We start from the raw sequence: 13195 nt of genomic DNA on the forward strand, positions 1-13195 counted from the left end.
AACATCTAAATTATATCATACCCCGTTTATGTCAGACCCTAATTTGATTGACCCGGAAATTTTTGCCGCCGAAGGGCAGAACCTGCAAGGCAGTTTTCTGCTGGAAGAATTGGACGAGCGAGTCAGTTTGCACGATTATCCCGCCGACAGGCAGACCAAAATATCGTTTACACTGACCGGCGGTCGCGACCGGCTGCAACGCCTGTTCCTCGACCTGAACGTCAAAGCCGATATGCCCCTGATCTGCCAGAGATGTATCAAACCCATGCCGTTCATGCTCGATGAAAGCAGCCGTATTGTCCTGTTTTCCGACGAAGAGTCCTTGGACGAATCCATGCTTGCCGACGAAGAACTCGAAGGCATACTGATTGAAAAAGAACTCGACGTGCGCGCATTGGTAGAAGACCAAATCCTGATGTCCCTGCCCTTTTCGCCGCGACACGAAGACTGCGGCGACAATGGGACACTGGAAGAAGTCAATCGGGACAAACCCAACCCCTTTGCTGTTTTGGCAGGTTTGAAAAGCAGTTAATTAGGACACAGTTTATTTATCTAGGAGCTTGAAATGGCCGTTCAACAAAACAAAAAATCCCCTTCCAAACGCGGTATGCACCGTTCGCACGACGCGCTGACCGCGCCTTCACTGTCCGTTGACAGCGCAACCGGCGAAGTACACCGCCCGCACCACATTTCTCCAAACGGCATGTACCGCGGCCGCAAAGTGGTCAAAGCCAAAGGCGAATAATCCCTATTCGACTGACTGAAAAAGCCAGAACATTGCCATGCAATTACTGGCTTTTTTTGCATTGGACGCACCATCCGTCCAAACTTTCGCCATACGTCAACACACAGGGGCAAAGCGTTCCGTATAATAACCCGTGAAAATATTCCAAAAGCCCCAACCACCAAGGAAATTCCGATGAAACAGAAAATCTGGTACACCTACGATGATATCCACCGCGTCATCAAAGCATTGGCAGAAAAAATCCGGAACGCCGGCGTCAAATACGACGCCATGATCGCTATCGGCGGCGGCGGCTTTATTCCTGCACGTATGCTGCGCTGTTTTCTGGAAATTCCGATTTATGCCGTAACCACCGCCTATTACGACAGCGACAACGAAGGACAAGTTACCGAAGAAGTCAAAAAAGTCCAATGGCTAGACCCCGTCCCCGAAGCCTTACGGGGTAAAAACGTCCTTGTTGTCGACGAAGTGGACGACAGCCGCGTAACCATGGAATTTTGCCTGACAGAGCTGCTTAAAGAAGACTTCGGCACCATCGGCGTCGCCGTACTGCACGAAAAAATCAAAGCCAAAGCAGGTAAAATCCCCGAAGGCATTCCCTATTTCAGCGGCATCACCGTAGACGACTGGTGGATCAACTATCCATGGGATGCACTCGATATCGACGAACACAACCGTCTTGCCGAAAGCAGCCGAGGCTGACCCTTTCAGACGGCATATTTTCCGAACCGATGCCGTCTGAAAACCCATCCGATCCCTGCCGCAGACCGAAAACCTACCGGAGAAACCCCTATGATTACATTGGCCGTAGATGCCATGGGCGGCGACCAAGGACTTGCCGTTACCGTACCCGGCGCAACCGCATTCCTCCAAGCACATCCCGATGTCCGCCTGATTATGACCGGCGACGAAACGCAACTGCGCCAAGCCCTGACCGCGGCAGGCGCACCGATGGAACGCATCGACATCTGCCATACCACCCAAGTCGTCGGCATGGACGAAGCCCCCCAATCTGCCCTGAAAAACAAAAAAGACTCCTCCATGCGCGTCGCCGTCAACCAAGTTAAAGAAGGCAAAGCCCAAGCCGCCGTATCCGCAGGCAACACGGGCGCGCTCATGGCAACCGCACGTTTCGTCCTCAAAACCATACCCGGCATCGAACGCCCCGCCATCGCCAAATTCCTCCCGTCCGACACCGACCACGTTACCCTTGCACTCGACCTCGGCGCGAACGTTGACTGCACGCCCGAACAGCTCGCCCAATTTGCCGTTATCGGCAGCGAACTCGTCCACGCACTCCATCCTCAAAAAGGACAGCCGCGCGTCGGGCTGGTCAACGTCGGCACGGAAGACATCAAAGGTACGGACACCGTCAAACAAACCTACAAACTACTGCAAAACAGCAAACTCAACTTTATCGGCAACATCGAAAGCAACGGCATCCTGTACGGCGAAGCAGATGTCGTCGTCGCCGACGGCTTTGTCGGCAACGTCATGCTCAAAACCATCGAAGGCGCGGTCAAATTCATGAGCGGAGCCATCCGCCGCGAATTCCAAAGCAACCTGTTCAACAAACTTGCCGCCATTGCCGCCCTGCCCGCCCTCAAAGGGCTGAAAAACAAACTCGATCCGCGCAAATTCAACGGGGCCATCCTGCTCGGGCTGCGCGGCATCGTCATCAAAAGCCACGGCGGCACAGACGAAACCGGTTTCCGCTACGCACTCGAAGAAGCCTACCACGAAGCCAAGTCCGCCGGCCTTTCCAAAATCGAACAAGGCGTTGCCGAACAACTCGCCGCACTCGAAACTGCCAAAGCCGTCCAAAACGAAAATGTCGGCGGTCTGTAACACACACGATGCCGTCTGAACGCCCCCGCTCCTTTCAGACGGCATCCGCCCGCACCAAACCTGCGGGCGCGGACGGCGATGCGCCTGTCCGGCACTTCCCAAATACTTCCCTGTACAATAAGGAATATTTGAAAAATGAAGACATTAGAAAAACGGATGAAAGCTCTAGACAAACGGATGATGAAGTTCGGAAAATCCCTTGAAGGCAGGCTTGATGCCCGTCTGATTGAATCCGCATTGGATTATATTCATTTGTAGAGGGTTTTGCTGGAACACACGATTTTATGGGCGGTCAAATGTGGGGCTTTTATGATGAATATGGAAATACAACGCCAAATAGAAGAACAACAAATAAAAAAGATGAAACTATTTCAAGTAAAGTAACTGTTGCAGCGATACCAGTAGCCGCTCCATTTGCTATTGCCGATATAGTCGATCAGGATTTTATCCAAGTGATTATGAAATTAAGTGGGCATTGATTTATGATTACGCGTTGTTTTAAAGTTGTCATTATTGTTTTTATAATGGTAATGACAACTTCTTGTAATCCTTGCTTTTTTGCAACTTCGTCTTGTCATTATCCTTTTGATGATATGACGACAAGAGCAAACAACGATATTGAATATTTTGTTAAAAATAATACGACTAACGAACAACGAATTGATGATTTCAGAAGTTGCCTTTCCGTTGCTTGTCCTGAAATATATAAATTATATCAATTACCTGATGAAAAGGGTAATTATCAATATATTATAAAAAAATATTATGATAATAAATACAATGATAATGCAGTCAAATCGATAAATTGTATTGGGGATAATGCAAGATGTATGCTTAATAATAAAGGATATTCAACAAAATGGTAATAATGGGTTACGGCGTTTCAGGCAGTGCGAGTTATAGCAAGTCCAAAGTGAATGCGGATTATGCGTCTGTGAATGAGCAAAGCGGCATATTTGCGGGTGAAGACGGTTATCAAATCAACATCAAAGGACACACCGACCTCAAAGGCGGACTCATCACCTCCACCCAAAGCGCGGAAGATAACGGCAGAAACCAATTCGCCACCGGCACACTCAGCTTCAGAGACATCCAAAACCACAGCCATTACGAAGGCGAAAGTTTCGGTATTGGCACCGATGGCAATGTCAAAGGTGGCTGGATGGGTAACGCCAAAGACGGTCTATCTGCCAGCATAGGTTACGGCAAGGACAACGACAGCCAAAACAGCATCACCCGCAGCGGCATCAACACCCAAAATATCCAAATCAGTGACGAAGCCGCATTCGGAACGTTTTTTGGCTTTTGAAATCCTGTGTACTTATATCGAAGATTTCGATGTCCGGCTGACGGAACAAGAATCCCGGGAAATTTCTTTTATCAACAAGGAATTTGAGATAGAAAGCACGTCCGATTAACCAAATAAAGCCAATGGGTTGATAAACATGAAAACATCGACGGTTGTTTTTGGCGGATTTTTTATGGCAGACAACGGGGAGCGAATCCAAATCCCCGTTTTGGAAAATCCTGACATTAGGGAAATCAATCACTTTTTTTTCCGTATCAAATTTTGAGAAAAAAGCCGGCGTCCTTGTTTTCAGAATTATTCCTGAACCCAAATTTGGCAATACCGAATTAACTATCTATTTTGAAGAAGGATGTTATTTGCCAATGATTCAAACAATTTTAGAAGACGGGGATATTGAAGTAAAAAACCTTAAAACAGAAAATTATAGTGGAAATACAATGGAAATTTGGGGAGACTTCTACCCTATTGAGCATATCTCTAAAAATATTTCTACAATTCAAAATATCATTTCCGAATTTATGATACAAAAACAAACACCGGCACCAATAATTTGATGGAAACCCAACAATCAAAATGCCGTCTGAAGCAGGTTTGGTTTTCAGACGGCATTTCCTTCGCTTAAAACAGCATATCGGCAACCCCGCCCTGCCTGTCCACGGCAATCTGCATCTGAAAACCATCTGTATCCCAAACCACACCCCCCATCCCGATTTCCGTCATTTGCACCCTGCCCGTATTGGGCAATCATCGGTTTTTCGCTTACAATAGCCGAATCTGAACCAACTCTCCAAAAAGGCCGTTCCCATGCAGTATGCCAAAATTTCCGGCACGGGCAGCTATCTTCCTGCCAACCGCGTCAGCAATGACGACCTTGCTCAAAAGGTAGATACCTCTGACGAGTGGATTACCGCGCGCACGGGCATCAAATTCCGCCATATTGCAGCCGAAAATGAGAAAACCAGCGATCTTGCAGCCGAAGCGGCCCGCCGTGCCCTAGATGCTGCCGGATTGGACAGCGGCGAAATCGATTTGATTATTGTGGCAACGGCAACGCCGGATATGCAGTTTCCGTCTACTGCAACCATCGTGCAGCAAAAATTGGGCATCACCAACGGCTGCCCCGCCTTCGACGTTCAGGCAGTGTGTGCGGGCTTTATGTACGCGCTGACTACGGCAAACGCCTACATTAAAAGCGGTATGGCGAAAAACGCACTGATCATCGGTGCGGAAACCTTCAGCCGCATTGTAGACTGGAACGACCGCACAACCTGCGTATTGTTCGGCGACGGCGCGGGCGCGGTGGTTTTAAGCGCGTCGGACGAACCGGGCATCATCCACGCCAAACTCAAAGCCGACGGCAATTATCTGAACCTACTCAACGCCCCCGGGAAAATTGCCGACGGACAAATCTGCGGATCGCCTTATATCACTATGGACGGACCGGGCGTATTCAAATTCGCCGTCAAAATGCTGGCGAAAATCGCCGACGAAGTCATCAGCGAAGCCGGTTATACCGCCGAACAAATCGACTGGATTGTTCCCCATCAGGCAAACCGCCGCATCATCGAATCCACTGCGAAACATTTGGGGCTGAGCATGGACAAAGTGATCTTAACCGTCCAAGACCACGGCAATACTTCCGCCGCCTCGATTCCGCTGGCTTTGGATACGGGCATCCGCAACGGACAAATCAAACGCGGTCAAAACCTGCTGCTCGAAGGCATCGGCGGCGGTTTCGCGTGGGGCGCGGTATTGCTGCAATATTGAATACCATGCCGTCTGAAACAGGCTTTCAGACGGCATTTCCCATCCTATGAAGCAACTGTCTTTCCTCAAGCTGACAATATGCACAGCCTTTTTATCCGCTGTTTTCATATTATGTCCCCTATTGGGAGCGTGTTACGCCATACTGTCTTTTTACACATTTGCACTTTACGGCATCGACAAACGGCATGCCGTGCGGGGAAAACGCCGCATTCCCGAACACCGCCTGCTGCTGCCTGCCTTGTTCGGCGGTTGGACGGGCGCATACTTGGGCAGCAGGATATTCAGGCATAAAACGGCGAAAAAGCGTTTTGTTGTGCTGTTTCGTCTAACTGTTTCGGGCAATGTCCTGGCGACCTGCATCCTGATTTATAGTGGATTAAATTTAAACCAGTACGGCGTTGCCTCGCCTTGCCGTACTATTTGTACTGTCTGCGGCTTCGTCGCCTTGTCCTGATTTTTGTTAATCCACTATATTATTTTGTCTCGCCTGAATTTTTCGTAAAACTCGGGCAGAATACCTGATTATCCAACCAAACAAAGGAATACTATGTCTTTTGCCTTCTTTTTTCCCGGACAAGGTTCTCAAAGCCTCGGTATGATGAACGGCTTTGCCGAACACGCCATCGTCAAAAACACCTTTGCCGAAGCCTCCGCCATATTGGGGCAGGACTTGTGGGCGATGATTAACGGCAGCGATGCCGAAATCATCGGACAAACCGTCAATACCCAGCCCATCATGCTCGCCGCCGGCGTTGCCGTTTACCGCGCCTATTTAGAAGCGGGCGGCAAAACGCCTGCCGCCGTTGCCGGACACAGCCTCGGCGAATACACCGCACTCGTTGCCGCCGGCGCATTGAATTTTGCCGACGCGGTCAAACTCGTGCGCCTGCGCGCCGAACTGATGCAGTCCGCCGTACCGCAAGGCGTGGGCGCAATGGCGGCGATTCTCGGCTTGGAAGATGAGCAGGTTAAAGCCATTTGTGCCGAAGCCGCCCAAGGCGAAGTGGTCGAAGCCGTCAACTTCAACTCGCCCGGACAAGTCGTAATTGCAGGCAATGCCGCCGCCGTCGGACGCGCCATGACCGCCGCCAAAGAAGCCGGTGCCAAACGCGCCCTGCCGCTGCCCGTGTCCGTACCTTCCCATTGCAGCCTCATGAAACCCGCCGCCGACAAACTCGCCGAAGCCCTGAAAACCGTTGAAATCAAGCAGCCGCAAATCCGCGTCATCCACAACGCCGACGTTGCCGCCTACGATGATGCCGACAAAATCAAAGACGCGCTCGTCCGCCAGCTTTACAGCCCCGTACGCTGGACGGAAACCGTCAACGCCCTTGTTTCAGACGGCATTGCCGAATCCGCCGAATGCGGCCCGGGCAAAGTGTTGGCGGGCTTGGCAAAACGCATCAACAAAGCCGCCGCGTGCAGCGCACTGACCGATGCCGGACAGATTGCCGCCTTTATAGAAGCACACTGACTTCGTTCCGCAAAAAGCAGCCCGCATGCCTCAGGCTGCTTTTCACGTCCGAACGGCAAACAGCCGCATATTTGCGCTATAATCCATCCCGACCAAACCACCGACAGCGGCTGCCATTGCAGTTCCCGCCCTACCGATATGATAGAAAAACTGACTTTCGGACTGTTTAAAAAAGAAGACGCGCGCAGCTTTATGCGCCTGATGGCATACGTCCGCCCCTACAAAATCCGCATCGTTGCCGCCCTGATTGCCATTTTCGGCGTTGCCGCCACCGAAAGCTATCTTGCCGCCTTCATCGCCCCCCTGATCAACCACGGCTTTTCCGCACCCGCCGCGCCGCCCGAGCTGTCTGCCGCCGCCGGCATCATTTCCACCCTGCAAAACTGGCGCGAACAGTTTACCTATATGGTTTGGGGGACGGAAAACAAAATCTGGACCGTCCCGCTCTTTCTCATCATCCTCGTCATCATCCGGGGCATCTGCCGCTTTACCAGCACCTATCTGATGACTTGGGTCTCCGTGATGACCATCAGCAAAATCCGCAAAGATATGTTTGCCAAAATGCTGACCCTTTCCTCCCGCTACCATCAGGAAACGCCGTCCGGCACCGTACTGATGAATATGCTCAACCTGACCGAACAGTCGGTCAGCAACGCCAGCGACATCTTCACCGTCCTCACGCGCGACACGATGATTGTTACCGGCCTGACCATCGTCCTGCTTTACCTCAACTGGCAGCTCAGCCTCATCGTCGTCCTGATGTTCCCCCTGCTCTCCCTGCTCTCGCGCTACTACCGCGACCGTCTGAAGCACGTCATTTCCGACTCGCAAAAAAGCATAGGCACGATGAACAACGTGATTGCCGAAACCCATCAGGGACACCGCGTCGTCAAGCTGTTCAACGGGCAGGCGCAGGCGGCAAACCGGTTCGACGCGATCAACCGCACCATCGTCCGCCTCAGCAAAAAAATCACGCAGGCAACGGCGGCACATTCCCCGTTCAGCGAACTGATTGCCTCGATCGCCCTCGCCGTCGTCATCTTCATCGCCCTGTGGCAAAGCCAAAACGGCTACACCACCATCGGCGAATTTATGGCATTCATCGTCGCGATGCTGCAAATGTACGCCCCCATCAAAAGCCTTGCCAACATCAGCATCCCGATGCAGACGATGTTCCTCGCCGCCGACGGCGTATGTGCATTTCTCGACACTCCGCCCGAACAAGACAAAGGCACGCTCGCGCCACAACACATCAAAGGGCGCATCAGCTTCCGAAACGTCGATGTCGAATACCGTTCAGACGGCATCAAAGCTCTCGACGGCTTCAACCTCGACATCAGACAAGGCGAACGCGTCGCCCTGGTCGGACGTTCCGGCAGCGGCAAATCCACCGTCGTCAACCTGCTGCCCCGCTTTGTCGAACCCACCGCCGGCAACATCTGCATAGACGGTATCGACATCGCCGACATCAAACTCGACTGCCTGCGCGCCCAATTTGCCCTCGTCTCCCAAGACGTATTCCTGTTTGACGATACTCTTTTTGAAAACGTCCGATACAGCCGTCCCGACGCGGGCGAATCCGAAGTCCTGTCCGCCCTCCAAGCCGCCAACCTGCAAAGCCTGATCGACGCATCCCCGCTCGGACTGCACCAGCCCATCGGATCGAACGGCAGCAACTTATCCGGCGGACAGCGGCAACGCGTCGCCATTGCCCGCGCCATCTTGAAAGACGCGCCGATATTATTATTGGACGAAGCCACCAGCGCATTAGACAACGAATCCGAACGCCTCGTCCAACAAGCGCTCGAACGCCTGATGGAAAACCGCACCGGCATCATCGTCGCCCACCGCCTGACCACCATCGAAGGGGCCGACCGCATCATCGTCATGGACGGCGGCAAAATCATCGAACAAGGTACACACGAACAACTGATGTCCCAAAACGGCTACTACACGATGTTACGCAATATCTCAAACAAAGATGCCGCCGTCCGGACGGCATAAACAAAATGCCGTCTGAAATGGTACAATCGCCCCGACCCCTTCAGACGGCATCATATCCGCCGACCCATCCGATTATCTTCAATCACTGTAAAACCCATTATGACCCAAGACAAAATCCTCATCCTCGACTTCGGTTCGCAAGTTACCCAGCTCATCGCCCGCCGCGTGCGCGAAGCCCACGTTTACTGCGAGCTGCATTCCTTCGATATGCCTTTGGACGAAATCAAAGCCTTCAACCCCAAAGGCATCATCCTTTCCGGCGGCCCTAATTCCGTTTACGAATCCGACTATCAAGCCGATACCGGCATCTTTGATTTGGGCATTCCGATTTTGGGCATCTGTTATGGAATGCAATTTATGGCGCACCACTTGGGCGGCGAAGTGCAGCCCGGCAACCAGCGCGAATTCGGTTACGCACAAGTCAAAACCATAGACAGCGAACTGACCCGCGATATTTACGACGACGCGCCCAATACATTGGACGTATGGATGAGCCACGGCGACAAAGTGTCCAAACTGCCCGACGGTTTCGCCGTCATCGGCGACACCCCGTCCTGCCCGATTGCCATGATGGAAAACGCCGAAAAACAATTCTACGGCATCCAGTTCCACCCCGAAGTTACCCACACCAAACAAGGCCGCGCCCTGTTGAACCGCTTTGTCTTGGATATTTGCGGCGCACAACCGGGCTGGACGATGCCCAACTACATCGAAGAAGCCGTTGCCAAAATCCGCGAACAGGTCGGCAGCGACGAAGTGATTTTAGGTCTGTCCGGCGGCGTGGACTCTTCCGTGGCGGCTGCGCTGATTCACCGCGCCATCGGCGACCAACTGACCTGCGTGTTCGTCGATCACGGTTTGTTGCGCCTGAACGAAGGCAACATGGTGATGGACATGTTTGCCCGCAACTTGGGTGTGAAAGTGATTCACGTCGATGCCGAAGGGCAGTTTATGGCGAAACTCGCCGGCGTTACCGACCCCGAGAAAAAACGCAAAATCATCGGCGCGGAATTTATCGAAGTATTTGATGCCGAAGAGAAAAAACTCACCAACGCCAAATGGCTGGCGCAAGGCACGATTTACCCTGACGTAATCGAATCCGCAGGCGCGAAAACCAAAAAAGCCCACGCCATCAAATCGCACCACAACGTCGGCGGCCTGCCCGAAAACATGAAGCTCAAGCTGCTTGAGCCTTTACGCGACTTGTTTAAAGACGAAGTGCGCGAACTCGGCGTTGCTTTGGGCTTGCCGCGCGAAATGGTGTACCGCCATCCGTTCCCCGGCCCCGGTTTGGGCGTACGCATCTTGGGCGAAGTGAAAAAAGAATACGCTGACTTGCTCCGTCAGGCAGACGATATTTTCATCCAAGAATTGCGCAATACTACCGATGAAAACGGCACATCTTGGTACGACCTGACCAGCCAAGCCTTTGCCGTATTCCTGCCTGTGAAATCCGTCGGCGTGATGGGCGACGGCCGTACTTACGATTACGTCGTCGCACTGCGCGCCGTCATCACCAGCGACTTCATGACCGCGCATTGGGCGGAACTGCCGTATTCCTTGTTGGGCAAAGTGTCCAACCGCATCATCAACGAAGTCAAAGGCATCAACCGCGTGGTGTACGATGTCAGCGGCAAACCGCCTGCCACCATCGAGTGGGAATAAACAGCAAACAGGGCTGCACCGTCCGGCGCAGTCCTTCGATTATCGGAAAAAAGGAAAAGACATGAGTACACAAGATTTAAGCGGCAAAATCGCTTTGGTAACAGGCGCATCGCGCGGTATCGGTGCAGCGATTGCCGACACGCTGGCGGCAGCCGGTGCCAAAGTCATCGGTACGGCGACTAGCGAAAGCGGGGCTGCGGCGATTAGCGGGCGGTTGGCGCAATGGGGCGGCGAAGGTCGTGCATTGGATTCCGCCGAACCTGAAACCATCGAAAGCCTGATTGCCGACATCGAAAAAGCGTTCGGCAAGCTGGATATTCTGGTCAACAACGCCGGTATCACCCGCGACAACCTCTTGATGCGTATGAAAGAAGAAGAGTGGGACGACATCATGCAGGTCAACCTAAAATCCGTCTTCCGCGCCTCCAAAGCCGTCTTGCGCGGCATGATGAAGCAGCGCGCCGGCCGTATCATCAACATCACATCCGTCGTCGGCGTAATGGGCAATGCCGGTCAAACCAACTATGCCGCGGCAAAAGCAGGCTTAATCGGTTTCTCCAAATCCATGGCGCGCGAAGTCGGCAGCCGCGGCATTACCGTCAACTGCGTCGCCCCCGGCTTTATCGATACCGACATGACCCGCGCCCTGCCGGAAGAAACCCGCCAAACCTTTACCGCCCAAACTGCCTTGGGCAGATTCGGCGACGCGCAAGACATCGCCGATGCGGTTCTGTTCCTCGCTTCCGATCAGGCAAAATACATTACCGGTCAAACGCTGCACGTCAACGGCGGCATGCTGATGCCTTAACAGACAACTTTTTCAACCATGCCGTCTGAAGCCCTTTCAGACGGCATTTGCATTCTCAGGCAAAATGAACACACACCACACCCCGCCCTGCCCATGCGGCTCAGGCACAAGCTATGCCGGCTGCTGCCGTCCACTTCATCTGCGCCAAATCCTGCCGCCCACCGCCGAAGCCCTCATGCGTTCGCGGTACAGCGCGTATGTGCTGCACCTTATCGACTACATCATCACTACTACCGTTCCGGCACAACAAGCATTCCTCAATACCGCCGAACTGATGCAGTGGAGCAGAGAAACCGAATGGCTGGGTTTGAACATCATCGCACACCGCAACTTCGGCAAACAGCACGCCCAAGTCGAATTTGAAGCCTACTTCCAAGACGGACAACACCGATCCGCACATCACGAACTGTCCGGCTTCGTCAACATCGGCGGACAATGGTATTTCATCGATCCGACTGTTCCGCATCCTGCGATGAAACAACCCTGCATTTGCGGATCGGGCAAAAAATTCAAAGCCTGCTGCGGCAAATATCTGCAACCTGTCGCATAAAAATGCCGTCTGAACGTTCAGACGGCATTTTCAACGCGCAAAAAAAACCATTCATACCAAGGGTAAGTATGAATGGTCAATACATTGCGGGAAAACGTCTTACTTGCTGCACTGCCGAAAAGGGAGAAACGACAGCGGTAATCAGCGGAAGGGATTGTACCCGAATTAATGTTAAGAAACGTTAATCGTGAAAATATATTAACAAACCTGTTGAAACCTATTGGTTTTCCCGTATCCACCCGACCCAGCGTTCAAACAGCTTCGGTTCGAGCGCGGCAACGACCGAGCGTTTGAACACGTGTTCACCACTCCAAAACCCGTCGCCTTCCAAAGTCGTCAGCCTGCCGCCCGCCTCCTCAAAAATCAACGCACCCGCAGCATAGTCCCACAGCTTCTGCCCGCCGTGGACATAAACATCGTAACGCCCGCACGCCAGATAACACCAGTCCAGCGTACTGCTGCCCATACTGCGTATCGTCCCGAAAGGCGCGAGCGTGCTCATCCGGCTGGACAGCTTGCCGGAACGCAGATATTTGATTTCCACACCCGCAATCGCCTCATTGAGTTTTTTTTCGACCAAACGCAAAGGCAGGCGCGTCCCGTTTAAAAACGCACCCTGCCCCCGTTCGGCATAAAAACATTCGCCGCTGACCGGATTGTAAATCACACCCAATTCGGCGCGCCCGTTGCGGACAAACGCCACCGACACGGCAAAATGCGGCAGCCCGTTGACAAAATTGTTTGTCCCGTCTATCGGATCGACAATCCACAGCCCCTTTTCCCCCGAATATTGTTCCCACAAAGCCGACTGTTCCTGCCGCGACATTTCCTCGCCCAACATCGGGCAATCGATCAGAAGCGGCAACGCGGCGGCAAAAGCCGTCTGCGCGGCAATGTCCGCCTCGCTCAACATCGAACCGTCTTCCTTGCGGCAAGACGGCGTATTCAAAAAACGCGGCATAATTTCGGTTTGCGCGATATGGCGCACGACTTTCTGCAAACGGTGCAACACTTCCTACTGTCCT

Annotated in this window: 15 protein-coding genes and 4 pseudogenes; 18 read left to right on the forward strand and 1 reads right to left on the reverse strand. The window is 52.7% G+C overall.

The genetic code is table 11. The features are described from left to right. Nucleotides 1-28: 28 nt before the first annotated feature. The 18 genes and pseudogenes from ACNAU7_RS05125 to ACNAU7_RS05210 all read left to right on the forward strand — a co-directional run bounded on the left by ACNAU7_RS05125 (nucleotide 29) and on the right by ACNAU7_RS05210 (nucleotide 12170). Nucleotides 29-532: a YceD family protein gene (locus tag ACNAU7_RS05125; protein WP_118997111.1), complete on the forward strand. Its 504-nt coding sequence runs from the start codon at nucleotides 29-31 to the stop codon at nucleotides 530-532. A gap of 33 nt (nucleotides 533-565) precedes the next feature. Continuing rightward, nucleotides 566-745 carry a 50S ribosomal protein L32 gene (rpmF, locus tag ACNAU7_RS05130; protein WP_002240035.1) on the forward strand — a complete coding sequence of 60 codons (180 nt, stop codon included), beginning with the start codon at nucleotides 566-568 and terminating at the stop codon, nucleotides 743-745. A gap of 174 nt (nucleotides 746-919) precedes the next feature. Next, the gene (locus ACNAU7_RS05135) at nucleotides 920-1447 is read left to right on the forward strand and encodes a phosphoribosyltransferase (protein ID WP_416301233.1); all 528 of its coding nucleotides are present in this window, start codon (nucleotides 920-922) and stop codon (nucleotides 1445-1447) included. Between the two features lie 90 nt (nucleotides 1448-1537). Further along, the gene (gene plsX, locus ACNAU7_RS05140) at nucleotides 1538-2593 is read left to right on the forward strand and encodes a phosphate acyltransferase PlsX (protein WP_416301235.1); all 1056 of its coding nucleotides are present in this window, start codon (nucleotides 1538-1540) and stop codon (nucleotides 2591-2593) included. Between the two features lie 8 nt (nucleotides 2594-2601). Continuing rightward, nucleotides 2602-2796 (forward strand): hypothetical protein, encoded by a 195-nt coding sequence (locus tag ACNAU7_RS05145; protein ID WP_416301398.1) that lies wholly within the window; start codon nucleotides 2602-2604, stop codon nucleotides 2794-2796. Nucleotides 2797-2877: 81 nt separating this feature from the next. Continuing rightward, nucleotides 2878-3072 carry a hypothetical protein gene (locus ACNAU7_RS05150; RefSeq protein ID WP_416301237.1) on the forward strand — a complete coding sequence of 65 codons (195 nt, stop codon included), beginning with the start codon at nucleotides 2878-2880 and terminating at the stop codon, nucleotides 3070-3072. A 3-nt stretch (nucleotides 3073-3075) separates the two neighbouring features. Then, entirely contained in the window at nucleotides 3076-3459 is a 384-nt protein-coding gene (locus tag ACNAU7_RS05155; RefSeq protein WP_176608552.1) for a hypothetical protein, read from the forward strand. Then, nucleotides 3456-3875, forward strand: a pseudogene (locus tag ACNAU7_RS05160) (hemagglutinin); the annotation flags it as partial. The gene ACNAU7_RS05155 and the pseudogene ACNAU7_RS05160, both read left to right, overlap by 4 nt. 1 nt (nucleotide 3876) lies before the next feature. Next, nucleotides 3877-4011, forward strand: a pseudogene (locus ACNAU7_RS05165) (MafI family immunity protein); the annotation flags it as partial. 27 nt (nucleotides 4012-4038) lie between these two features. Further along, nucleotides 4039-4456 (forward strand): annotated as a pseudogene (locus ACNAU7_RS05170) (DUF6911 family protein). 19 nt (nucleotides 4457-4475) lie between these two features. Continuing rightward, a pseudogene (locus tag ACNAU7_RS05175) lies at nucleotides 4476-4680 on the forward strand (hypothetical protein). Between the two features lie 26 nt (nucleotides 4681-4706). Beyond that, entirely contained in the window at nucleotides 4707-5669 is a 963-nt protein-coding gene (locus tag ACNAU7_RS05180) for a beta-ketoacyl-ACP synthase III (RefSeq protein ID WP_416301239.1), read from the forward strand. Nucleotides 5670-5715: 46 nt separating this feature from the next. Next, the gene (locus tag ACNAU7_RS05185; RefSeq protein ID WP_308031016.1) at nucleotides 5716-6123 is read left to right on the forward strand and encodes a DUF1294 domain-containing protein; all 408 of its coding nucleotides are present in this window, start codon (nucleotides 5716-5718) and stop codon (nucleotides 6121-6123) included. Between the two features lie 93 nt (nucleotides 6124-6216). Continuing rightward, nucleotides 6217-7143: an ACP S-malonyltransferase gene (gene fabD, locus ACNAU7_RS05190; RefSeq protein ID WP_416301242.1), complete on the forward strand. Its 927-nt coding sequence runs from the start codon at nucleotides 6217-6219 to the stop codon at nucleotides 7141-7143. A gap of 138 nt (nucleotides 7144-7281) precedes the next feature. Continuing rightward, nucleotides 7282-9147 (forward strand): lipid A export permease/ATP-binding protein MsbA, encoded by a 1866-nt coding sequence (msbA, locus tag ACNAU7_RS05195; protein WP_416301244.1) that lies wholly within the window; start codon nucleotides 7282-7284, stop codon nucleotides 9145-9147. Nucleotides 9148-9246: 99 nt separating this feature from the next. Next, the gene (gene guaA, locus ACNAU7_RS05200) at nucleotides 9247-10812 is read left to right on the forward strand and encodes a glutamine-hydrolyzing GMP synthase (RefSeq protein WP_416301246.1); all 1566 of its coding nucleotides are present in this window, start codon (nucleotides 9247-9249) and stop codon (nucleotides 10810-10812) included. Nucleotides 10813-10873: 61 nt separating this feature from the next. Continuing rightward, the gene (gene fabG, locus ACNAU7_RS05205) at nucleotides 10874-11620 is read left to right on the forward strand and encodes a 3-oxoacyl-ACP reductase FabG (RefSeq protein ID WP_416301248.1); all 747 of its coding nucleotides are present in this window, start codon (nucleotides 10874-10876) and stop codon (nucleotides 11618-11620) included. 64 nt (nucleotides 11621-11684) lie between these two features. Further along, nucleotides 11685-12170, forward strand: coding sequence for a YchJ family protein (locus tag ACNAU7_RS05210; RefSeq protein ID WP_416301250.1), 486 nt, complete (start codon nucleotides 11685-11687; stop codon nucleotides 12168-12170). 217 nt (nucleotides 12171-12387) lie between these two features. Here ACNAU7_RS05210 and ACNAU7_RS05215 read toward each other — a convergent pair whose 3' ends face one another. After that, on the reverse strand, nucleotides 12388-13182 hold the full coding sequence (locus tag ACNAU7_RS05215) for an inositol monophosphatase family protein (protein ID WP_002233103.1): 795 nt from the start codon (nucleotides 13180-13182) through the stop codon (nucleotides 12388-12390). Between the last annotated feature and the right edge of the window lie 13 nt (nucleotides 13183-13195).

This window comes from Neisseria sp. LACPHL-SPEC-2024-00856 (assembly GCF_047915665.1).
GTDB lineage: Bacteria > Pseudomonadota > Gammaproteobacteria > Burkholderiales > Neisseriaceae > Neisseria > Neisseria polysaccharea.